The sequence below is a fragment of the Pseudomonas sp. MF6747 genome (assembly GCF_963890955.1).
Taxonomy (GTDB): domain Bacteria; phylum Pseudomonadota; class Gammaproteobacteria; order Pseudomonadales; family Pseudomonadaceae; genus Aquipseudomonas.
Genome location: NZ_CAWPSZ010000050.1, coordinates 198,962 through 222,029 on the forward strand (window position 1 = coordinate 198,962; position 23,068 = coordinate 222,029).

The following is a 23,068-nucleotide window of genomic DNA, read 5'->3' on the forward strand; positions in this document are numbered from 1 at the left end:
TGCTTTTTTGTGCCTGAAATTTGTCCCTTGCCGGTACTTGCCCATGACCACCCGCCTCGAAGAAATCCAGCGCCGCACCGACCTGTCCGTGACCCACGTGACCAAGGCTGTGTTTCCGCCGACTACCAACCACCACAACACCCTGTTTGGCGGCACTGCCTTGGCCTGGATGGACGAGGTGTCGTTCATTACGGCCACGCGTTTTTGCCGCTTGCCGCTGGTGACGGTCTCCACCGATCGCATTGATTTCAATCACGCGATTCCGGCCGGTTCTATCGTTGAACTGATCGGCCGTGTGATCAAGGTGGGCAACACCAGCCTCAAGGTCGAAGTCGAAGTGTTCGTCGAGAGCATGAGCGCCGATGGTCGCGAAAAGGCGATCCAAGGCGTGTTCAGCTTTGTCGCGATCGATGCCGACAAGCGTCCGGTGCCGGTGCTGCCAGGGTTTGTTGACTGACCCTCAACCGAGTCGCGGCCATCGCAGGCAAGCCAGCTTCCACATTCGATCGGTGTTAATGATGCTATCAGGCAAAACACAAAAACCATGTGGGAGCTGGCTTGCCTGCGATAGGATCTACCAGACACTCCAGTCATCAGCCTGAGCCCCTATGCCCGCCATTGACCACCCTCTGATCGACCGCTTTCTCGACGCCTTGTGGCTGGAAAAAGGCCTGTCGGACAACACCCGCCAGGCCTATCGCAGTGACCTTGCCTTGTTCAATGGTTGGCTGCAGGAAAGAAACCTCGAACTGAGCAATGCCGGTCGCGAGCTGATCCTCGATCACCTGGCATGGCGTCTTGAGCAGAACTACAAGCCGCGTTCCACTGCGCGATTTCTCTCCGGCGTGCGTGGCTTTTATCGCTACCTGCTGCGGGAAAAGCTCATCGCCACCGACCCGACGCTGCAAATCGATATGCCACAACTGGGCCGGCCATTGCCCAAATCCCTGTCGGAAGCCGACGTGGATGCCTTGCTCGCCGCGCCTGACCTCAGCGAAGCCATCGGCCAGCGCGATCGCGCCATGCTCGAAGTGCTCTACGCCTGCGGCCTGCGCGTGACCGAACTGATCAGCCTGACCCTTGAGCAAGTCAACCTGCGCCAGGGCGTGCTACGGGTGATGGGCAAGGGTAGCAAGGAGCGCTTGGTGCCGATGGGCGAGGAAGCAATCGTGTGGGTCGAGCGCTACATGCGTGATGCCCGCATCGAGTTGCTCGGTGGGCGGCCCAGCGATGTGCTGTTTCCCAGCCTGCGCGGCGAGCAGATGACCCGCCAGACCTTCTGGCACCGTATCAAGCACCAGGCCAAGGTGGCCGGGATCGGCAAGGCGCTGTCGCCGCACACGTTGCGCCATGCGTTCGCCACCCACTTGCTCAACCACGGTGCGGACCTGCGTGTGGTGCAAATGCTGCTGGGGCACAGTGACTTATCCACAACCCAGATCTATACGCATGTCGCGCGGGCACGCTTGCAGGATATGCACGCCAAGCACCACCCGCGCGGATGAAATTCCACCCGAAACGGCCCAATTTGCCCGCCGCAGTCTGCCCTCCGGCCCAACTGTGGTAGGCTTTGCCGGTTAGCAAAGGGGACGGTCAGACTTTTGTTTGCCTTGTGCGTATGACCCCGTATTTTCAGATCGGTGTTCCACACCCGTCCCTGCATCTGCCTTCAGGAGTTCCCATGCGCTTGACCCAGATTATTGCCGCCGCAGCGATTGCGTTGGTTTCCACTTTTGTTGTCGCCGACGACGCCGCCGAGCAAACGATTCGCAAGAGCCTGGCCAATCTGCAGCTCGACACGCCGATCGAAAGCATCAGCGCCAGCCCGATGGCCGGCCTGTATGAAGTCAAGCTCAAAGGCAGCCGCGTGCTGTACGCCAGTGCCGATGGCCAGTACATCGTTCAGGGCTACCTGTTCCAGTTGAAAGATGGCAAGCCGGTCAACCTGACCGAGAAGGCCGAGCGCCTGGGCGTGTCCAAGCTGATCAACGGCATCCCGGTGGCTGAAACCGTGGTGTACCCGGCCATCGGCGAGACCAAGACCCACATCACCGTGTTCACCGACACCACCTGCCCGTACTGCCACAAGCTGCACGCCGAAGTGCCTGCGCTGAACAAGCTCGGTGTGGAAGTGCGCTACGTAGCGTTCCCGCGCCAGGGCCTGGGCTCGCCGGGTGACGAGCAGTTGCAGGCGGTATGGTGCTCGACCGACAAGAAAGCCGCGATGGACAAAATGGTCGATGGCAAGGAAATCAAGGCGGCCAAATGCGCCAACCCGGTTTCCAAGCAGTTTGCCTTGGGTCAGTCGATTGGCGTGAACGGTACACCGGCCATCGTTTTGGCTGACGGCCAAGTCATTCCGGGCTACCAGCCGGCGCCACAAGTTGCCAAACTGGCATTGGGTGCGAGTAAGCAGTAATCGTCGAGCCTTTGGCGATCATGCTCCGCCGAACAGTCGGCGGGGCATTAATTGAGAGCCGCAGTTGTGCGGCTGTTTTCCACGGCCGACCTTGAGTCGGCCGTTTCATGGGGAGTTCTTCAGTGAAACCGGTCAAAGTAGGCATCTGTGGGTTAGGGACCGTCGGTGGCGGCACCTTCAACGTACTTCAGCGTAATGCTGAAGAAATTTCCCGCCGTGCAGGGCGTGGGATTGAAGTGGCACAAATTGCCACGCGTACGCCAAAGCCTCAGTTCCAAACGACCGGTATTGCGATTACCAACGATGTCTTCGCCGTGGCGACCAACCCTGAAATCGATATCGTCATCGAGCTGGTTGGTGGCTACACCGTGGCCCGCGAGCTGGTGCTCAAGGCCATTGAGAACGGTAAACACGTGGTCACCGCCAACAAGGCGCTGATTGCCGTGCATGGCAACGAGATCTTCGCCAAGGCGCGCGAGAAGGGCGTGATCGTGGCGTTCGAAGCGGCCGTGGCCGGTGGCATTCCGGTGATCAAGGCGATCCGTGAAGGCCTGTCCGCCAACCGCATCAACTGGGTGGCCGGGATCATCAACGGCACCGGTAACTTCATCCTCACCGAAATGCGCGAAAAGGGCCGTACCTTCGAAGACGTGCTGGCCGAAGCCCAGGCCCTGGGTTACGCCGAAGCCGACCCGACTTTCGACGTGGAAGGCATCGACGCCGCGCACAAGCTGACCATCCTGGCGTCCATCGCCTTTGGCGTCCCGCTGCAGTTCGACAAGGCCTACACCGAAGGCATCACCAAGCTGACCACCGCCGACGTGAATTACGCCGAAGCCTTGGGCTACCGCATCAAGCACTTGGGCGTAGCGCGCAGCACCCCGGCCGGTATCGAGCTGCGTGTACACCCGACGCTGATCCCGGCCGATCGGCTGATCGCCAACGTCAATGGCGTGATGAACGCGGTGATGGTCAACGGCGACGCGGCAGGTTCGACCCTGTTCTACGGCGCCGGCGCTGGCATGGAGCCGACCGCTTCGTCGGTGATCGCCGACCTGGTTGACGTGGTTCGCGCCATGACCAGCGACCCGGAAAACCGCGTGCCGCACCTGGCGTTCCAGCCGGACTCGCTGTCGGCCCACCCGATCCTGCCGATCGAAGCCTGCGAAAGCGCCTACTACCTGCGTATCCAGGCCCAGGATCATCCTGGCGTGTTGGCCCAGGTGGCGAGCATCCTGTCGGAGCGCGGCATCAACATCGAGTCGATCATGCAGAAGGAAGTCGAGGAGCAAAACGGCCAGGTGCCGATGATCCTGCTGACCCACCGCGTGCTCGAGCAGCACATGAACGATGCCATCCGGGCTCTCGAAGCTCTTCAGGGCGTGGTTGGGCCGGTCGTTCGTATTCGCGTCGAACATCTAAATTAATTCAGCTGCAAGCGCCAAGCTGCAAGCTGCAAGTAAAAGCAGATCCGCTGTTACTTGCAGCTTGTCACTTGAGGCTTGAAGCCCAAACCGAAGGTTTGCCCCTATGCGTTACATCAGCACCCGCGGCCAGGCACCGGCCCTGAATTTCGAAGACGTTTTGCTGGCAGGCCTTGCCACGGACGGCGGCCTGTATGTGCCGGAAAACCTGCCACGCTTTACCCAGGAAGAAATCGCTTCGTGGGCCGGCCTGCCGTACCACGAGCTGGCCTTCCGCGTGATGCGCCCGTTCGTGACTGGCAGCATTCCGGATGCAGACTTCAAGAAGATCCTGGAAGAAACCTACGGCGTGTTTTCCCACAGCGCCATCGCGCCATTGCGTCAGCTCAATGGCAACGAATGGGTACTTGAGCTGTTCCACGGCCCGACCCTGGCGTTCAAGGACTTCGCCCTGCAGCTGCTCGGTCGCTTGCTCGATTACGTGTTGGAAAAACGCGGCGAGCGCGTGGTGATCATTGGCGCGACCTCCGGTGATACCGGTTCGGCGGCCATCGAAGGCTGCAAGCACTGTGAAAACGTCGACATCTTCATCCTGCACCCGCACAAGCGCGTGTCGGAAGTGCAGCGTCGCCAGATGACCACCATTTTTGGTGAGAACATCCACAACATTGCCATCGAAGGCAACTTCGATGACTGCCAGGAAATGGTCAAGAACAGCTTCGCCGACCAGAGCTTCCTCAAGGGCACGCGCCTGGTCGCCGTGAACTCGATCAACTGGGCGCGGATCATGGCCCAGATCGTTTACTACTTCCACGCAGCCCTGCAGCTGGGCGGCCCGGCGCGTTCGGTGTCGTTCTCGGTGCCGACCGGCAACTTCGGCGACATTTTCGCTGGTTACCTGGCACGCAATATGGGCCTGCCGATCAACCAGTTGATCGTCGCCACCAACCGCAACGACATCCTGCACCGCTTCATGAGCGGCAACCAGTACGTCAAGGAAACCCTGCACGCGACGCTGTCGCCGTCGATGGACATCATGGTGTCGTCGAACTTCGAACGCCTGCTCTTCGACATGCACGGTCGCAATGGCGCCGCCCTGGCCGAGCTGATGAGCAGCTTCAAGAGCGGTGGCGGTTTCAGCGTCGACCAAGAGCGCTGGACCGAAACGCGCAAGCTGTTCGACTCCCTGGCGGTGGACGATGCACAGACCTGCGAAACCATCGCTGAAGTCTATGCCCAGACCGGCGAACTGCTGGACCCGCACACCGCTATCGGTGTGAAGGCAGCGCGCGAATGCCGTCGCAGCCTGGATATTCCGATGGTCATTCTGGGTACGGCTCACCCGGTCAAATTCCCGGAAGCGGTGGAGAAGGCGGGCGTAGGCAAGGCGCTGGAATTACCGGAGCACTTGGCTGACCTGTTCGAGCGCGAAGAGCGTTGCACGGTGCTGGCCAATGACTTGAAGACTGTGCAGGCGTTTGTCAGCCAGCACGGGAACCGTGGCAAGCCGTTGTAAGGCGAACCGCGTAGGCAAAAACGCCGCTTTCCCTTCCTCGGGTCAGCGGCGTTTTTTGTTTAAGGCAGGCCTGCTTGCTACGAGCGCTTACCCGAGCAGCTGCTGCGCAGGGGCTACGACGGTGCCCAATACCGTAAACATGGCCATGACGACACCCATTGGGTACCAGGCATTCTCTCGGGTGATCTTGTGAGCTTGCGCACTGCATGTGCGTTGTTCGGCATCGATGCGTAAGCAGGAGTGTACGCGCGTTTTTTGCCTGTCATGTTTCAAGTGCATGCTGGTTCACGTCACTCCCTGACGGCCCCATAAAGACGATAAAGCGAACTTTCCTACGTCATAACCAGTCACTTAGGATAGATGCAGCTCCCGTTGAAACGATTGTTCCCGAACTATTGAGTGGTGATCGAGATGGAAAGTATCAGCCTATTGCTCGAAGAAGCACTGAGCCCTTATCAGGTGACATTGACCACCGCTGGTGTGCAGGACGAATGCCTGGTGACCGTGAAGAACCCGGCCGGCGCCATCGTTGTCGAGCGTGAAGTTGACCGCGCGCAATTGACCGATAAACGCGTGTTGGTGGATGTGGTGGATTGCTTGCTGCGCGATCTGAAAATCGCCGAAGGGCGTCTGGAGCCGTCCGTCATCGCGGCCTTGCGCAGTGCTGCCCAGACCCGCAATGGCGCCCTTGCATGAAGAATTGTTTAACTAGGGAAACTTCCTACAGCATGGCCGGTCAGATTTTGTAACAGCAAGAGCAAACATTGTGCTCCGGTGTTTGTGGCTTGTTGTACTGGTCTTTGTAGGCCACGTTTAACCCCGAAGTGTCTCCCCACTCTTCGGGGTTTCTTTTTGCCTGCGATTTGTCCTGTGATCACTCAGGGTTCGGTGAATCCTGGAAAAAACCAGGGTTGTCGCGCAAGTATTGTTCTCGCGTGACCGGGTCCAGCCACGATGTGTAGGACTGCTGTAACTGCTCCTGCGGGATGTCGCGTAATACCTGGTCGATACGTGCCATGGCCAGGCGGCCTTGAGGCGTATCCGAGCAACCGATATGCGTACGCTGATAAGGCGCTGAGCCCTTGATGGGATAAAACACCAGGTCTCGTGCGGCGATGCCTTGTTGCGTGGCGTGATAGCGGATTTCCGGCCAGTAGCCCAGCACCGCTTCCAGCCGCCCAAGGCGTTGCATTTGCAGCAGGCTGCCAAGGGCGTCATTGCCGTAATGGAGCGCCAGAATGTGGGGATCGACGCCTTTTAGCTGTTCGTCGATGACGGGGCCGTAACTGCGTTCGGCGGTGGCGCCGATGCGTGCTTTGTGGGCGTCGAGGAAGGCTTGCAGGTCAAAGTGTTCGTCGACGATAAAGGGCCTCATTGCCGCTTGCTGGTTTCGCCTTATGGCTACGCCGTTGCTCGCCACCGCAAATGCCTGGGCAGAGAACACGATGTACTTCGCGCGTTCCGGCGTCCACAGCAGCGACGGGTCGCAGGTCAGGGAGGCGGCGCGCAGCATCTGGATGCCGCGGGCGCGATTGACGTGCATCACGGTGTGCCGGTATTGCGGCAGACGCTCGCTGAGCACAGGCAGCAATTGATCCAATGCCCCTTGGCCTTTCTGTGGGCCCTCGAAGATGGTCAGCGGCGGCAGGTCGCGCAGCAACCAGATCATCGTGTCCTCGGCACGCACGGCGAGCGGCCATACGCCGAACATCGCGCCGATGAAGCACAAGGGAATGGACCAGCGTCTACACGGGCCAGCCATCAGATCGCGCCGCCCTCGCGCAAGCGGGTGATGGCCGCCGTGTCGTAGCCCAATTGGTTAAGTACCTCGCCGTTGTGCTCGCCCAGCTGCGGCCCGACCCATTCACAACTGCCGGGCGTGTCCGACAGCTTGGGCACGATCCCTGGCATCTTGAAGTCCTTGCCGCCCGGCAACTGAGCCTGGAGGAACATTTCCCGCGCCAGAAATTGTGGGTCGCCGAGCATGTCTTCGGCGCTGTAGATGCGGCTGGCGGGCACTTGGGCCTGGTTGAGTTGCTCGACCACCTGGTCCAGTGGCAGCGAATTGACCCAGCGGTCGATCACGCCATACAGCTCGTCACGGCGGCTGTCGCGCCCATCATTGCTCGCCAATGTCGGATCGTTGGCCAGGTCCTCACGCCCAATGGCCGACATGAAGCGCTTGAAGATCGCGTCGCCATTGGCCCCAATCTGCACATGCTTGCCATCGGCGCTGGTATGGATCGAAGACGGCGTGATGCCGGGCATGATGTTGCCGGTGCGTTCACGGATAAACCCGAACACATCAAACTCCGGAATCATGCTCTCCATCATCGCGAAGATAGCCTCATACAGCGCCACGTCCACCACCTGGCCAAGCCCGCCGTTGACTTCGCGATGACGCAACGCCATCAGCGCACCAATCACCGCCCACAAGGCGGCTATCGAATCGCCGATGGAAATTCCGGTGCGTACCGGCGGGCGATCTTCGAAACCGGTGATATAGCGCAAACCGCCCATGGATTCGCCCACCGCGCCGAACCCTGGCTGGTCCTTCATTGGCCCGGTCTGGCCAAAACCTGAAAGCCGTACCATCACCAGCTTGGGGTTCAGGGCATGCAGGGTTTCCCAGCTCAAGCCGAGTTTTTCCAGTACGCCCGGGCGAAAGTTTTCGATCAGGATGTCGGCGTCTGCCAGCAACTGTTTGAGAATCGCCAAGCCATCCGGGTGCTTGAGATTCAGCGTCAGCGACTTCTTGTTACGCGCCTGCACAAACCACCACAGCGACGTGCCCTCATACAGCTTGCGCCATTTACGCAGCGGGTCGCCGCCATCAGGAGACTCGACCTTGATCACCTCGGCCCCGAATTCGGCACAGATACGTGACGCAAACGGTCCGGCGATCAGGGTGCCCAGTTCGATGACTTTCAGGCCGGCAAGCGGTTTGGCATTAAACGACATGAGGATCCTTAGCAAGCGCGGGACGGTGGTGTGATGCCTTTTAACATAGGCGAGCGGCCCAGGGATAAGGATGATGCAGCGCAGTATTCGTTGATTGACCTCGCCATCGGTTAGACTGGCCGCCTTTCCCTGTCTCTAGAAGCCCGTTCATGGCCCAGCCGTCCACGACCTACAAATTCGAACTCAACCTCACCGACCTCGATCGCTCGGTGTATGAGAGCGTCAAACAGACCATCGCCCGCCATCCATCGGAAACCGAAGAGCGCATGACCGTGCGCCTGCTGGCCTACGCCCTCTGGTACAACGAGCAACTGGCGTTCGGTCGTGGCCTGTCAGATGTCGACGAACCAGCCCTGTGGGAAAAAAGCCTGGATGATCGGGTGCTGCACTGGATCGAAGTCGGCCAGCCTGACGCCGACCGCCTGACCTGGTGTTCGCGCCGTACCGAGCGCACCAGTTTGCTCGCCTATGGCAGCTTGCGCGTGTGGGAAGGCAAAGTGGTGCCGGTGGCCAACAACCTGAAGAACGTGCACATCGCTGCCGTGCCGCAGGAAGTCCTCGAGACCCTGGCCAAGGACATGCCGCGCGTGATCAAGTGGGACGTGATGATCAGTGAGGGCACGATTTTTGTGACCGACGACCGTGGCCAACATGAAGTGCAATTGCAATGGCTGGTCGGCGAACGCGGCTGAAATTCTGGGAGTCGGGTTGTGTGGGCGCTGGCTTGCCTGCGATGCAGACACCTCGGCCTTTCAGCGATACCGAGGTGATGCATTTGCGAGCAAGCCCGCTCCCACAGGAGCCGGCTCCTACAGCTGATCCATGTTGCTTTCAGCATTATTGTTTAACCGTTGTACTAGAAGAGAAGCTTCCGTCACCCCATGCGTATCGATCCTCGCCCGTTGCCCGCTGTCCTGCCGTTTCTCGGTGAATTGCCACCGCTGTTGACCCGTCTTTACGCCGCACGCGGGGTGCAGTCCGAAGCTGAGCTGGACAAAAGCCTGGCGCGGTTGATTCCCTACCAGCAGCTCAAGGGCATCGACGCGGCGGTGGACCTGCTGGTGACGGCCTTGGAGCAGCGCCAGCGCATCCTCATCGTGGGTGACTTCGACGCCGATGGCGCCACTGCCAGCACGGTAGGCACTCTGGGCCTGCGTTTGCTCGGTGCGGCCCATGTCGACTACCTGGTGCCCAACCGCTTCGAATACGGCTATGGCCTGACGCCGGAAATCGTTGCGGTGGCGCTGCAGCGCGAGCCGCAGTTGCTGATCACCGTGGACAACGGCATTTCCAGTGTCGAAGGCGTGGCGGCGGCCAAGGCGGCAGGGTTGAAGGTGTTGGTCACCGACCACCACTTGCCGGGTGATGAGTTGCCGGCGGCGGATGCCATCGTTAATCCGAACCAGCCCGGTTGTGAATTTCCCAGCAAGGCGCTGGCTGGCGTAGGCGTGATCTTTTATGTGCTGATGGCCTTGCGCGCGCGACTGCGCAGCCTGGGTTGGTACGCCAACAAGCCACAGCCGAACATCGGCGAGTTGCTCGACCTGGTGGCCTTGGGCAGTGTCGCCGACGTGGTGCCTCTGGACGCCAACAACCGCATCCTGGTGCACCAGGGCCTGGAGCGTATTCGCGCCGGTCGCGCGCGGCCGGGCATCAAGGCGATTCTTGAAGTCGCCAAGCGCGACCACGCGCGCATCACCTCCACCGACCTCGGTTTTATCCTCGGGCCGCGCTTGAATGCCGCCGGGCGCCTGGACGATATGAGCCTGGGCATCGAATGCCTGCTCACCACCGACTTCGCCGCCGCGCGGGAAATGGCAGCGCAGCTGGACGGGATGAACCAGGACCGCAAATCCATCGAGCAGGGCATGCAGCGCGAAGCGCTCGCTCAGCTCAAGGACTTGCCCGTGGAATCGATGCCCTATGGTTTGTGCCTGTTCGACCCGGAATGGCACCAGGGCGTGATCGGCATTCTGGCGTCGCGAATGAAAGAGCGGTATTTCCGTCCGACCATCGCCTTCGCCGATGCCGGTGACGGCCTGCTCAAGGGCTCAGGGCGCTCTGTGCAGGGTTTTCACATCCGTGATGCGCTGGCGGTCGTCGCAAGCCAGCATCCCAGCCTGATCACCAAATACGGCGGCCACGCAATGGCGGCCGGTCTGACCTTGCCAGAGGCGAATTTCCCGCTGTTTGCCGAGGCCTTTGACGCTGAAGTCCGTCGGCAACTGCGAGAAGAAGACCTGACGGGCCGGTTGCTGTCGGATGGCACGCTGGCGGTGGAAGAGTTTCACTTGGAACTGGCGCGCGCATTGCGGCATGCCGGGCCGTGGGGGCAGCACTTTCCCGAGCCGTTGTTCCACGGTGTGTTTCAGTTGGTCGAGCAGCGCGTGGTCGGTGAGCGGCACCTCAAAGTGGTGCTCAAGAGCGAATGCGGGTCGGTGAAGCTTGATGGCATTGCGTTTGGTGTGGACCGTGAGGTCTGGCCTAATCCGACGGTGCGTTGGGTCGAGTTGGCCTACAAGCTGGACGTGAACGAGTTTCGTGGGAATGAGACTGTGCAGTTGATGATTGCGCACATCGAACCGCGCTGAATCTAAACCACACTGCAAAAACACATGTGGGAGGGGGCTTGTCCCCGATAGCGGTACTTCAGTCAGCGTATCTGTAGCTGACCCACCGCCATCGGGGGGCAAGCCCCCTCCCACATTTCAAGCCATGCAATACCCGGAATTACTCGGCTTTGTCCTTGGCCTGATGCTTGACGATGATATCCACCAGGCGCTGTGCCAGCGCTGGGTAGTTCTCGTCAAAGTGATGCCCGCCTGGCAGCTTCACGGCTTCGCCAACAGCGGTCTTGTCGGTGCAGCCACTCTCGTCGACTTCTTCGGCGCCGTAGATGCACACTACTTTGTCAGCCGGCAACTTGGCCATTTCCGGGCCGGTGGCGGCTTCTTTACCGGCGTTGCCCAACCAACCTTCCACTTCGATCTCAAAGCTGCCGGTGCGTGCAAATGCCAGCAGGATGATTGCGTCGACGCGCTGCTGTTCGTTTTCCGGCATGCGGTTGTAGATCGCCGGCAGTACGTCGGCGCCGAATGAATAACCGGTCAGCACGAAGCGTTTGGTGCCCCATTTCTGCCGGTAGTGCTGCATCAATTCGGTGAGGTCCTTGGCGCTTTGTTCAGGCGTTTTGTGCTGCCAGTAGTAGCGCAGGGTGTCGATGCCCACGACCGGGTAACCGATCTTGGCCATTTCACCGGCGACGTCACGGTCCAGGTCACGCCAGCCGCCATCACCGGAGAGGAACAGGGTGACGGTGTCCTTGGCTTGGCCGGCCGGTACTTCAACTACCGGAATCGCCAGACCGCCGTTGTCCGAACCCACCAGCTGCTTGCGCAGTTCGTTGTTCAGCACTTGCGGGTAGTGGATGTCGTAGTCGCTGATGCTGGTAGTCGCGCGCGGGGTGTCGCGTACGAAACTGGCACTTTCGTCGTCAGGATTATCGTTCCACGCCACCAGCCAATTGCCATGGGCAGAGGTCTTCGGCAGTGGGTCCTTGCAGCCTTCCTGCACCAGGGCGAAGCCGACGGAGATGGCGTTGGCCTTGTCATCGTTCTGTGTGGCCAGCCAGCGCCAGGCGAGTGCTGCGCCAGGGCCGATGCCGCTGACCAGCGTTGCCGGGCCTTTGAGCTGTGCCAGGGCGCTTTGCAGCGCTTGTTCCTGCAGCTTGCAGTCATCCTTTGGCAGGATCACTTGAACGATTTGCGCAGAGCCGCCCTGGCTCAGAGCAATCAGTTGGCTATCGGTCAGGGTCTCATCGGCCATTACGGCCACGGCCACACGGGCTTTTGCCGAGCCGTTAGGCGTCACACGGGTCATCACCGAACCGTCGGCCTGGGGCAATTGTTCCAGGGTCGGTTGCGGGGCAGGGCGGTTCCAGTACCAGAAGCCACCCGCCGCGATCAGCGCGAGCAGCACTACAAAGGCCAATACATACCGCCAGGAGCGTCGAATCATCAGCGTTTCACCAATCCAGTCAAGCCGCCCGCAATCAGGGCGGCGGTATCGGCCAGTGCCACCAGCGGATCAAGTCCTGCGGGCACGGCCATATAACGGGGTTCCCAGTCAGGCTGGAACTTGTCTTTAAAGCGGCGCAAACCTTGGAAGTTATACAGTTGCTCGCCACGTCGGAACACCATCGAGCCCAGGCGTTGGGTCAGCGGTGCGCCACGGCGTGGTTGCAGGCCCGACAACGGCACCATGCCGAGGCTGAAGCGGGCGTAGTCGTGGTTCTTATAATGTTGAATCAGGCCAACCATCATGAATTCCATGGTCAGCTTCGGCGCGTCCGGGTGCGCACGCATCAGGTCGAGACTGGCCAGGTCATGGTTGTAAGTCTCGAGCAGGTTGGCGAAGGCCACCGGGCGCCCTTCGAAGCGAATGATCGCGATACGAAAGTGCTTGAGGTAGTCGTCGCTGAAACGGCCTAGGGAAAAGCCCTTTTCCCGCACGTTCTTGCCGGTCAGCCAGGCATCGGAGATGACCTTGAGTTCTTCCATCGGCGCCTGGCCCGGTTCGAAGATCTCCAGGGACAGGCCGTCCCGGGTGCCACGGTTCCAGGTGTAGCGCAGGTCCTTCATCTCTTTGCCCTTGGCTTCCAGGTCAAAGCGTTTCAGGTCGACACGAGCTTCTTCGCCCAGCTTGATCGCGGTCAGGCCGATGTCCATGTAGTACGGCAGGTTCTCGGCGCGGACCTGATAAAACACCGGGCGCGCGTGATGGATGTCGCACAGGTCACGGAACTGCCAGATCATCTCGGCGCGCGGCTGGGTCGGGCCGATCGGGTCATACAAGGCCACCAGGCTGCGCCCGCGGCGGGCATACATCAGGAAGGCTTCATCGTTGGGGTGGAACAGCAGCGCCTTGTCGCCGGTCAGCGCCAGACCACCGTCGGGCTGTGAGGAGGCCATCAGGATCTTGGTGGCGCGTTCCAGTTCGTCCGGGGTTGGCAGATGAATCACCGGGCGCGCGGTGCGCAGCAGCCAGGTCAGCGAGACGATCACCAACAGCACCGCTGCACCCAGCAGCGAGCGCAGGCCGCGTGGGGCGTTGGCGTCCAGGGTGAACTGCCACCACAGCTGGTGGCTGTACGGCACGTCTTGATAGGCAAACAGCAGCAACCAGATCGAGGCGCCCAACACACAGACGCTGGCCACCAAATACAGCGGCGAGAACGGCAGTTCGGTCAGGCGGCTGGCGCGGTAGAACGAGCGCCGGAAGATCGCCAGCAGCACGGCGGTCATGATCATCAGGCTGGCTTCTTCCCAATCGAAGCCTTTAAGCAGTGAGAGCAGGGCGCCGGTGAGCAGCAACACCATGGTCAGCATCCAGGCGGCCGACAAACGCCGACGCAAGCCCTGGGCGAGCAACAGGCACAGCACGCCGATCAAGCTGGCACCGAAGTGCGAGGCGTCAATCAGGCGGTGGGGAATCAGGAAGCCGATGTTTTCCAGGCGTGAGTCGATTTCCGGCGTTGCGCCGGAAAACAGCAGGACCACGCCTGACAAAAAAACCAGTACGGCCAACACCGGAGCGGCCAGGCCGGAGGCGACCCGTAGGCTTTGCTGGGTCTGGAACAGGCGCTGGGCTTCGTTGACCAGCAGGAACACGCAGGCGATCAGCAGCGGCAGCACCACATAAATCATGCGGTAGAGCAGCAGGGCAGCAGCCAGTGGCGCGGCGCCAAGCTTGTCGGCGAATGCCGCGAGCAGAATCGCCTCGAACACGCCAACACCGCCTGGCACGTGGCTGAGTACACCGGCGGCCAGGGCCAGCAGGTACACCAGCAGGAAGGGGCCGAACGGCGGCGCTTCCGGCAGCAGCATATAAAGGACGGTGGCGGCAGCGGCAACGTCCAGCGCGGTGATGATCAGTTGCAGGAACGTCAGGCGCCGGCCCGGCAGGCGCAGGGTGCGACGCCCCGCCTTGACCAGCAGGTTGTCTGGATAAGGTTGCTCCGGCAGGCGACGGCGGTAAATGCCGATGCACAGCGCGGCGGACAGCAGCAGCACTGCACCGGCAATACCGCCGAGCACGCCTTGCGACAGGTGCAGGTAGGTCGATGCCGCCGGCAGGTTGCTCAGTGTGGCCAGTGCTGCCAGTGGCGGCAGCGCCGTACCAAGGGCCAGGCTGGCGAACACGGTCATGTGCGCCACTTCCGAAGCCCCAATACCGTGGCGTGCGTATAAACGGTAGCGCACGGACCCGCCGGAGAGCATCGACAAGCCAATGGCGTTGCCGATGGCAAAGGCGGTGAAGCCGCCCAGCGCCAGGGTCTTGGCCGGCAGTTTTACGCCGGCGTAGCGTGCGCCGGAGAATTCATAACCCAGCAGAATGATGAAACCGGCGACGGCCGCCGCGAACGCACCCAGCAGGGCGGGTCTGGGCACTTCCAGGATCGAGTCGTGGAGCGCATACAGGTCCAGTTCCAGCAGTAAGTGTCGGCAGGCGATCAGGGCGATTGCGAACAGCAACAGGGTAACGGCCAGCCCGATCGGCTGACGGTATTTGCTCAACAGATCCAGCCAACGCAAACGGGTGGGTGTGATCGGTTGTGTCGCTGTGACGGTGTCTTGTGGTTCAGACGAGTTGGCGCGCATCAATCACCTCGTGGATTGTGCGCGACAGGATGGAGGTATCCAGCCAAGTTACCAATCCCTATGGACAAAATAATTACAAATATTAACGCGTATCGCCGGGTGCGGCGACTGCGGCCATTGGTCGTAGAGGGTAATGCTTGAGCATTCAGCATAGCTTGCAATGAGATGGACTCTACAAACCGTGTACGGTTTCATGAAAGATGCCATGCCATTGTTTCAGAAGAACTTTTTCGCCAGATACAAAAAAGGCCACTCTTTCGAGTAGCCTTTTTTGATGTTTGGTTGCGGGAGCCGGATTTGAACCGACGACCTTCGGGTTATGAGCCCGACGAGCTACCAGACTGCTCCATCCCGCGTCTGTGGGCGGCATTCTACAGCCCAACGCCGAGGTGTCAACCGTTAATGGGCCGATGGGTCAAATTAGTGTGAATTAGCCCGTTGCACGCCGACCACGTGCGGTAAGTGCGCGCAGGACAACGATTTTTCTGTCTTACAATTTGCGTACACATGCAAAACAAGCGCGCACAAAAAAGGCCACTCTTTCGAGTAGCCTTTTTTGATGTTTGGTTGCGGGAGCCGGATTTGAACCGACGACCTTCGGGTTATGAGCCCGACGAGCTACCAGACTGCTCCATCCCGCGTCTGTGTGTCGGCATTCTACAGAGGAACGCGAGTGTGTCAACCCGTGAATAGAAGAAAAGCGCTTGTGGTTCAATCGGTTAGCTCTCCAAGGCAACCCGTGGAAGGGCGCGGGGCCAGTGTGGCCGAGGGTTTCAGCTCTATCGGCAGGCGAATTTCGATTGAGAAAATAAATTCATCAGTAAAATTTCCTACCGCTGAAGCGGAAGATTCAAACTACTGGTGCTATATACAGGGGTGAGTGCGATACTGGCCACCCGTTGGATTACACCCTCTGTTTATATGACGCAGCGCAAAATCATCCACGTCGACTGTGATTGCTTCTACGCCGCCATCGAGATGCGCGACGATCCGAGCCTGGCACAAAAGCCCCTCGCGGTTGGCGGCTCGGCGGACAGAAGGGGGGTGATCGCCACCTGTAATTATGAGGCGCGGGCTTACGGGGTGCGTTCGGCCATGTCTTCCCGCCACGCCTTGAAGCTGTGCCCGGACCTGACCATCGTCAAGCCGCGCATGGATGCCTATAAGGAAGCGTCGAAGGAAATCCAGACGATCTTTCGCGATTACACCGACCTGATCGAGCCACTGTCGCTGGACGAAGCCTACCTGGACGTCTCTGACAGCCCGCACTTTGGCGGCAGTGCCACGCGCATCGCTCAAGACATTCGTCGCCGAGTCTCCAACCAGCTGCACATCACCGTGTCCGCCGGCGTTGCGCCGAACAAATTTCTGGCCAAGATCGCCAGCGACTGGAAAAAACCCAACGGCCTGTTTGTGATCACCCCGGATCAGATCGAAGACTTCGTCTCCCAGTTGCCGGTGAACAAGTTGCACGGCGTTGGCAAGGTGACCGCCGATAAGCTGGCGCGCCTTGGGATTGCAGACTGTCTGCAATTGCGTGAGTGGAACAAGCTGGCGCTGGTGCGTGAATTCGGCAGTTTTGGCGAGCGTCTGTGGAGCCTGGCTCGTGGGATTGATGACCGCGTGGTGCAGAACGACAGCCGTCGGCAATCCATCAGTGTGGAAAATACCTACGACGTGGACTTACCGGATCTCTCAAGTTGCTTGGCGAAACTGCCCGAGCTGATGGAAACCCTGGCCGGACGCATGGCGCGCATCGACAGCAGCTATCGCGCGGGCAAGCCGTTCGTCAAAGTGAAGTTTCACGACTTTACTCAAACCACCTTGGAGCAGGCTGGGGCAGGGCGTGATCTGGAGAGTTATCAACAGCTGTTGACCCAGGCGTTCAATCGCGGCGGCAAACCGGTGCGGTTATTGGGGATCGGGGTGCGGTTGCTGGATCTGAGCAGCGGGAACGAACAGCTGCAGTTCCCCTGGTAGAAGCCGGAAGCCAAATGCGGGAGCGGGCTTGCTCGCGAAGGCGCCGTGTCAGTGGATACATTCATCACTGATACGCCGCTTTCGCGAGCAAGCCCGCTCGCACATTTAGCTCTTTACCTGTCTTGAGGTCCTAGCGTGCCCCAGGGTCCGCCACCAACCGTCCCGCATCCTTGGTCAGCGCCTGCACAAACTCCTGCTGCAACTCGGGATCATTGCGGGTCAGCTCGATCAGGCTTTGTTCCAGCTCACTGGCTTCTTCCTCAAGGCCCAGCTCCGACAGGCGCTTGACCCGGTGCACCCACTGGTTGACTTCGTCGTCTTCCAGGTCGTCGTAGATCAGGCCATGGGCTTCCAGCAACTTGCCGCGCAGGGTATTGCTGATCGCCAGGGTGGAGTCCGAGTGCACGTCGTCCTGGCCATCTTCCACGCTGATCTTCAAGGTGGTGACGCGGTTCAGGTCCTGCTCGGCAAACGGGCTGTCCAACAGGTTCAGGCGCAGCACGCCGTCGCGGTCGGTGGTCAGCTCGTGGGTCTGCTTGCCGGCGGTGACCTGTACCGGACGCTCGCTCCAGGGCAGGCTCGAATACTCTGTGCGCTTGTCACGCTGGACTTCATCGATACCGGCCAGGTTCTGTTGCGCACGGCCGTGGGATTGCACGTTCATGAACGGGTTGATGCCGTCCACGCCGTAGCTCAGCCAGTCGCGCGTCATGCTGGTCGGCAGGTTGCCGAGGGCGAAGATGTTCGCCACGTTGGCCCCCGCGCCGGCCACCAGGGCGACCGCACCCAAGGGCATCTCATAGAGTTTGCGCCAGGGCTGGTAGGGGGTGTAGCGATCGTAACGGCGGGTGACTTCGAATTCGGTGACCTCAAAGGTCTTTTGCTCGTGAATGCGAACCCGGCGTTGCGGCAGTTCCAGCACTTTGGGTTCACCTACATCGATCTGCAGGCTGTGGTCGAGCAATTTGCGCTCGACCCGCTCCTCGTGCTCACTGCGTTGCGACATCTGGTTGGCGCAGCCGCTGACCAGCAGGGCGCCGCACAAGGCGGCGCCCCCCAGGGCTCTGGTGTTTCGCTTGAACATGACTTCTCTTGATCTGGTTTTCAGCGACGAATACGCGCCTGAAGGAAAGACAGCACGTCAGCCACCGGCAACGGTTGGGCTTCGGCTTCGGTCCGGCTCTTGTATTCCAGATTGCCATCGGCCAGGCCGCGGTCACTGACCACGATTCGGTGCGGGATGCCAATCAGTTCCATGTCAGCAAACTTGATGCCGGGACTGGTTTTCTTGTCGCGGTCATCCAGCAACACTTCAAAACCGGCGGCCGTCAGTTCGGCATACAGTTTGTCGGTGGCTTCGCGTACTTGCTCGGTTTCGTAGCGCAGCGGCACCAGAGCGACCTGGAACGGCGCCAGGGCGTCACTCCAGATGATGCCTTTCTCGTCGTTGTTCTGTTCGATGGCCGCTGCCACCACACGGGAAACACCAATGCCGTAGCAGCCCATGTCGAGGGTGATCGGCTTGCCGTTCTCGCCCAGTACTTCGCACTTCATCGCCTTGCTGTACTTGTTGCCCAGCTGGAAGATGTGCCCGACTTCGATGCCGCGTTTGATTTCCAGGGTGCCCTTGCCATCCGGACTTGGGTCGCCGGCAACAACGTTACGCAGGTCGGCCACGGTTGGAACTGGCAGGTCACGCTCCCAGTTCACGCCGAAGTAGTGCTTGTCGTCGATGTTCGCGCCAATGCCGAAGTCGCTCATCAGCTCGACCGAACGGTCGATGATGATCGGCAGCGGCAGGTTCAGTGGGCCGAGCGAACCGGCACCGGCGCCAATTGCATCGCGCAGTTCTGCGTCTGTGGCCATGACCAGCGGGCTGGCCACGCCAGGTTGCTGGGCAGCCTTGATTTCGTTGAGTTCGTGGTCGCCACGGATGACCAGGGCGATCAGCTTGCCTTCTTCTTCGGCGCGCACGATCAGGGTCTTGACGGTCTTTTCAATCGGCAGATTGAATTTTTCCACCAGCGCCGCGATGGTCTTGGTCTCTGGGGTGTCCACCAGGCGCAGCTCTTCGCTTGGCGCCGGGCGGGACGTTTCCCGTGGCACGGCTTCGGCTTTCTCGATGTTCGCCGCGTAGTCGGAACCGTTGCTGAAGACGATATCGTCTTCACCGGACTCGGCCAGCACGTGGAACTCGTGGGAGCCGGCGCCGCCGATGGAGCCGTTGTCCGCTTCAACCGGGCGGAATTTCAGGCCCAGGCGCGTGAACACGTTGCAGTAAGCCTGGTGCATGCGGTCGTAGGTGACCTGCAAGGAGGCCTGGTCAGCGTGGAAGGAGTAGGCGTCCTTCATGATGAATTCGCGGCCGCGCATCAAACCGAAGCGTGGGCGGATTTCGTCACGGAATTTGGTCTGGATCTGATACAGGTTCAGCGGCAGCTGCTTGTAGCTGCTCAGCTCATTGCGCATCAGGTCGGTGATCACTTCTTCATGGGTCGGGCCGGCGCAGAAGTCGCGGCCATGACGGTCCTTGAAGCGCAGCAACTCAGGGCCATACTCTTCCCAGCGCCCGGATTCCTGCCACAACTCAGCCGGTTGCGTGCTCGGCATCAACACTTCCAGAGAGCCGGCGGCGTTCATTTCTTCGCGAACGATGGCTTCGACCTTGCGCATCACCTTCAAGCCCATGGGCAGCCAGGTGTACAGGCCGGAGGCCAGTTTGCGGATCATGCCGGCGCGCAGCATCAGCTGATGGCTGATCACAACCGCGTCGGAAGGCGTTTCTTTCTGTGTGGCGAGCAAATATTGACTGGTACGCATGGTAGGCCGTTGTCGGTTGCTTGGACTTGAAATGACTTGGGATTGTACGGGCGCAAACTGCTGGAGTACAGGTATCAGAATGCAGAGGCGGTGTGGGAGCGGGCTTGCTCCCACATTGACAGAGGTGTGTCAGTCTTCGGTGGGCGGGCTCAACCGAATCCGTCTATTTTCCTGAAACCAGTGCAGGGCAATCAGGAACAGCGTCGGTACGCCCAGCAGGCAGGTGATCAGGAAGAAGTTGTGATAGCCGAACTTCTCCACCATCACCCCTGAATAGCCGCCAATCAGGCGCGGCAGCAACAGCATGATCGAGCTGAGCAGCGCGTATTGGGTAGCGGAGAACTTGAGGTTGGTCAGGCTCGACAGGTAGGCGACAAACGCCGAGGTGGCAAGGCCGGAGCTGAAGTTGTCCAGCGAGATGGTGAAGATCAGCATCTGCAGGTCGGGGCCCATGTCCGCCAGCATCACGAACAACAGGTTGGTGCCGGCCGAGGCCACGCCGCCGATAAACAGGATCGGCAGGATCCCGAAGCGCACGATCAGCAAGCCGCCCATGCCGGCGCCAAGCAGGGTCATGATCAGGCCGAAAATCTTGCTCACTCCGGCAATCTGGTCCTTGGTGAAGCCCTGGTCGATGTAGAACACGTTGGCCATCACGCCCATCACCGTGTCCGACATGCGATAGGTGGCGATCAGCCCGAGCAGCAGCAAGGCCTGCCAGCGGTAGCGCAGGATAAAGTCGTTGACCGGCGTCAGTACCGGCGCCAGGCCGCGTCGGCCCATGGCCGACAGGCACAGCGTGGTCAGGATGATATAGAGGATGGCGCGCAGGAAGGCGCGGTCCTCCATCAACAGTTCCCACAGGCTGACGCCGTGGAACAGGACGCTGGCGAAATCGGTGTTGTAGAGCTGGGTGAACATCGCCGGGACGGACACCAGCAACACGATCAGTACAAACACCGAGACCAGCTGATGCACGAAGCTGTAGCGGCCGGCCTGCAACTGCGTTCGCAGTGGCACATTGGGTTCGCGCATGAACAGGGTGGTCAGCAGCGCCGGAATCATCAGCAGGCCGAACAGCACGTAAGTGCCGGTCCACGCCGAGTGCTTATAGTTGAAACCGGTCGAGCCGAAGCCTTCGGCAAAGAACAGTGCGCCGGCGGTGGCCAGCAGGGCGGCGATGCGATAACCGGACATGTAGCTGGCGGCGAGGGCGGCCTGGCGGCTGTCGTCGGCGATTTCCAGGCGATAGGCGTCTACCGCGATGTCTTGGGTGGCCGAGGCGAAGGCGACGATCACAGCAATAGCAATCAGCCACGACAAGTGCTTTTGCGGGTCGCAAAAGCCCATGCCGATCAACCCGAGGATCACCAGCGTCTGGGCCAGCACCAGCCAGGAGCGACGTCGTCCGAGTTTACCGAGCAGCGGCAAACGCCATTGGTCGAGCAGCGGTGACCAGACCCATTTGAAGGCATAGGCCAAGCCGATCAGGCTCGCATAACCGATGGTCTCGCGGGCCACACCGGCCTCGCGCAACCACACTGAAAGCGTCGAGAACACCAACATGTAAGGCAAGCCGGCGGCGAAACCGAGCAACAACAGCACTAACGTCGAGGGGCTGGCATAGGCGGCGAGCGCGGCGCGCCAGGTTTTACGGGGCATGGGCTGGAGTCTGCCTCAGATTTGCGGAAACAAAGCGCGCACTCTAACCGCTGTGCTCTACCGGGCGCCAGCCATGACGCTGAATATCAACGCGATTGTTCAGGATACTGACACCTTCGCTGCGTAAACGCGCACGTTGCTCGTCACCTGAGGCACTGCCCACTGGCAGACTTATCCGACCACCGGCGCCCAGCACCCGGTGCCAGGGCAGCCGGCTGTCCTCGGGCAACTGGCTCAGCGTGCGGCCGACCCAGCGGGCCGCCCGGCCCAGCCCGGCCAGCTGCGCCAATTCGCCGTAACTCACCACGCAGCCTTCGGGCACCTGCGCCAACGTCAGGTACAACGCCGTACGGCGCATTTCTGCCGGGCTTTGGGGGGGATCGGCGGGTTCAATCACTGTGGGCATCGTCAGGGTCTTTGTAAGAAACGTCTGTAATCATGGTGTTGAGAATTGAACTCAATATAAATACTTGAGTCAGTCCTAGCTATCTAACACGATAACGCCCCTTTTTCGCCAACCCTGAGCCCCGAATACGCTTATGTTGTCCAGAACCTTGCTGTGCCTCGCTGTTATCAGCGCCTCCACGCCCCTGCTCGCCGACACCGTGTGGTTAAAGAACGGTGACCGCCTGACCGGCAAGATCAAAGTCTTCGACGGTGGCAAGTTGCTGATTCAGACCAGCTACGCAGGGGCCATCCCGGTGGATTGGAAGCAGGTGAAAACCCTGGAAAGTGACCAGGAGTTGCTGGTCAAGCAGGACGCATACAGCGGTGAGAAGGCCAAATCCCTGAAAGCTGCGGATGACGGCAAGGTGGTGCTGGCCAATGGCGAGGCGCCCAAAACCGTGGAACTGGCCAGTATCCAGCAAATCCTCAAGCCCAAGCCGGTCATCGAAGACCTTGTGTGGAAGGGCAACGTCGACCTGGCGCTGGACTACAAGCGCGCCGACAAAGACACCAATGATTACGACGTGGACTTCAAGACCACGGCCCGTCACGGCCAGTGGCGCCATACCGCGCAGGGCGAATACAACCGCGAGTTCCAGGATGACGTCACCACCACCGACAACTGGGCGCTGGAATATGACCTGGACCGTTTCATCACCGAGCATTGGTTCTGGCAAGGCCGCCTGACCTACAAGCGCGACAAGGTGGAAGACTTGTCCCGCCAGCGCACGGTCGGTACCGGCCCTGGCTACCAGTTCTGGGACGATGAGCTGGGCGCGTTCTCCCTCGGTTCGCTGGTGAACCGCACCGATTACGAATATGCCGACGGCGGTAAATCCAATTTCTACTCGCTGGCCATGAAGTGGAACTACAACCGCTATCTGGTGGGCAAGACTGTGGAGTTCTTCACCAACGGCGAAGTGGGCAAGCCGCTCGCCGGGCCGTCCGATTACTCCCTCGATGCGGAAATGGGCCTGCGTTACAAGGTCACCGAATGGGCGTCCCTCAACCTCAAGGCTGAACGCGACATCATCAGTGGCGAATCGCAAAGCAGCTTGAGCAAGACCCGTTACACCGCAGGGTTCGGCGTGGCCTGGTAAGTGCACTCTGGCAACCTGCGCGGATATTGATTACCTTGTGTTGAGATCCATTCCCATATGCTGTGGGCGGCGGAATACCC

General features: G+C 60.3%; 18 protein-coding genes and 2 tRNA genes. 10 read left to right on the forward strand and 10 right to left on the reverse strand.

From position 1 onward, the window contains the following. Window positions 1–43: 43 nt before the first annotated feature. From AACW30_RS26440 to AACW30_RS26465, 6 genes are all read left to right on the forward strand, one after another. Window positions 44–457 carry an acyl-CoA thioesterase gene (locus tag AACW30_RS26440; RefSeq protein ID WP_003193963.1) on the forward strand — a complete coding sequence of 138 codons (414 nt, stop codon included), beginning with the start codon at window positions 44–46 and terminating at the stop codon, window positions 455–457. A gap of 151 nt (window positions 458–608) precedes the next feature. Continuing rightward, the gene (gene xerD / locus AACW30_RS26445; RefSeq protein ID WP_200623838.1) at window positions 609–1,505 is read left to right on the forward strand and encodes a site-specific tyrosine recombinase XerD; all 897 of its coding nucleotides are present in this window, start codon (window positions 609–611) and stop codon (window positions 1,503–1,505) included. A gap of 176 nt (window positions 1,506–1,681) precedes the next feature. Beyond that, window positions 1,682–2,419 (forward strand): thioredoxin fold domain-containing protein, encoded by a 738-nt coding sequence (locus AACW30_RS26450; RefSeq protein ID WP_106578312.1) that lies wholly within the window; start codon window positions 1,682–1,684, stop codon window positions 2,417–2,419. 122 nt (window positions 2,420–2,541) lie between these two features. Continuing rightward, window positions 2,542–3,846 carry a homoserine dehydrogenase gene (locus tag AACW30_RS26455; protein WP_119736870.1) on the forward strand — a complete coding sequence of 435 codons (1,305 nt, stop codon included), beginning with the start codon at window positions 2,542–2,544 and terminating at the stop codon, window positions 3,844–3,846. A 103-nt stretch (window positions 3,847–3,949) separates the two neighbouring features. Further along, complete coding sequence (gene thrC / locus AACW30_RS26460) at window positions 3,950–5,359, forward strand: threonine synthase (protein WP_119736873.1); 1,410 nt, start codon at window positions 3,950–3,952, stop codon at window positions 5,357–5,359. 411 nt (window positions 5,360–5,770) lie between these two features. Next, window positions 5,771–6,055 carry a DUF3509 domain-containing protein gene (locus AACW30_RS26465; RefSeq protein WP_106578316.1) on the forward strand — a complete coding sequence of 95 codons (285 nt, stop codon included), beginning with the start codon at window positions 5,771–5,773 and terminating at the stop codon, window positions 6,053–6,055. A gap of 178 nt (window positions 6,056–6,233) precedes the next feature. Here AACW30_RS26465 and AACW30_RS26470 read toward each other — a convergent pair whose 3' ends face one another. Together AACW30_RS26470 and AACW30_RS26475 are read right to left on the reverse strand one after the other, a co-directional pair. Then, window positions 6,234–7,121, reverse strand: coding sequence for a TIGR02285 family protein (locus tag AACW30_RS26470; protein WP_200623839.1), 888 nt, complete (start codon window positions 7,119–7,121; stop codon window positions 6,234–6,236). Continuing rightward, on the reverse strand, window positions 7,121–8,320 hold the full coding sequence (locus AACW30_RS26475; RefSeq protein ID WP_179609763.1) for a CaiB/BaiF CoA transferase family protein: 1,200 nt from the start codon (window positions 8,318–8,320) through the stop codon (window positions 7,121–7,123). Before AACW30_RS26475 ends, AACW30_RS26470 begins: the two co-directional genes overlap by 1 nt. Window positions 8,321–8,469: 149 nt before the next feature. Between AACW30_RS26475 and AACW30_RS26480 the strand changes: the two genes are divergently transcribed. Continuing rightward, window positions 8,470–9,012, forward strand: coding sequence for a YaeQ family protein (locus AACW30_RS26480; protein WP_003193952.1), 543 nt, complete (start codon window positions 8,470–8,472; stop codon window positions 9,010–9,012). Between the two features lie 189 nt (window positions 9,013–9,201). After that, window positions 9,202–10,911, forward strand: coding sequence for a single-stranded-DNA-specific exonuclease RecJ (recJ, locus tag AACW30_RS26485; RefSeq protein WP_106578319.1), 1,710 nt, complete (start codon window positions 9,202–9,204; stop codon window positions 10,909–10,911). 139 nt (window positions 10,912–11,050) lie between these two features. Here the strand turns inward: recJ and AACW30_RS26490 are convergent, their stop codons facing one another. The 4 genes from AACW30_RS26490 to AACW30_RS26505 form a co-directional block, all read right to left on the reverse strand. After that, window positions 11,051–12,337 (reverse strand): virulence factor family protein, encoded by a 1,287-nt coding sequence (locus AACW30_RS26490; protein ID WP_106578320.1) that lies wholly within the window; start codon window positions 12,335–12,337, stop codon window positions 11,051–11,053. Then, entirely contained in the window at window positions 12,337–14,979 is a 2,643-nt protein-coding gene (gene mprF / locus AACW30_RS26495) for a bifunctional lysylphosphatidylglycerol flippase/synthetase MprF (protein ID WP_106578321.1), read from the reverse strand. Before mprF ends, AACW30_RS26490 begins: the two co-directional genes overlap by 1 nt. Window positions 14,980–15,258: 279 nt before the next feature. Next, window positions 15,259–15,335, reverse strand: a tRNA-Met gene (locus AACW30_RS26500). A gap of 208 nt (window positions 15,336–15,543) precedes the next feature. Beyond that, window positions 15,544–15,620, reverse strand: a tRNA-Met gene (locus AACW30_RS26505). 280 nt (window positions 15,621–15,900) lie between these two features. Between AACW30_RS26505 and dinB the strand changes: the two genes are divergently transcribed. Continuing rightward, complete coding sequence (gene dinB / locus AACW30_RS26510; protein WP_119736885.1) at window positions 15,901–16,959, forward strand: DNA polymerase IV; 1,059 nt, start codon at window positions 15,901–15,903, stop codon at window positions 16,957–16,959. Between the two features lie 130 nt (window positions 16,960–17,089). On the opposite strand, the gene AACW30_RS26515 is transcribed toward dinB, so the two are convergent. The 4 genes from AACW30_RS26515 to AACW30_RS26530 form a co-directional block, all read right to left on the reverse strand. After that, window positions 17,090–18,043: a hypothetical protein gene (locus AACW30_RS26515; RefSeq protein ID WP_106578323.1), complete on the reverse strand. Its 954-nt coding sequence runs from the start codon at window positions 18,041–18,043 to the stop codon at window positions 17,090–17,092. A 20-nt stretch (window positions 18,044–18,063) separates the two neighbouring features. Continuing rightward, window positions 18,064–19,779: a proline--tRNA ligase gene (locus tag AACW30_RS26520; protein ID WP_200623840.1), complete on the reverse strand. Its 1,716-nt coding sequence runs from the start codon at window positions 19,777–19,779 to the stop codon at window positions 18,064–18,066. 129 nt (window positions 19,780–19,908) lie between these two features. Beyond that, complete coding sequence (locus AACW30_RS26525) at window positions 19,909–21,441, reverse strand: AmpG family muropeptide MFS transporter (protein WP_106578325.1); 1,533 nt, start codon at window positions 21,439–21,441, stop codon at window positions 19,909–19,911. 43 nt (window positions 21,442–21,484) lie between these two features. After that, a complete protein-coding gene (locus AACW30_RS26530) occupies window positions 21,485–21,847 on the reverse strand; it encodes an MGMT family protein (protein ID WP_106578326.1) in 363 nt (120 codons plus the stop codon). Window positions 21,848–21,980: 133 nt separating this feature from the next. Here AACW30_RS26530 and AACW30_RS26535 point away from each other — a divergent pair, with 133 nt between their 5' ends. Further along, window positions 21,981–22,988, forward strand: coding sequence for a DUF481 domain-containing protein (locus AACW30_RS26535; RefSeq protein ID WP_106578327.1), 1,008 nt, complete (start codon window positions 21,981–21,983; stop codon window positions 22,986–22,988). The last annotated feature ends 80 nt before the right edge of the window (window positions 22,989–23,068 follow it).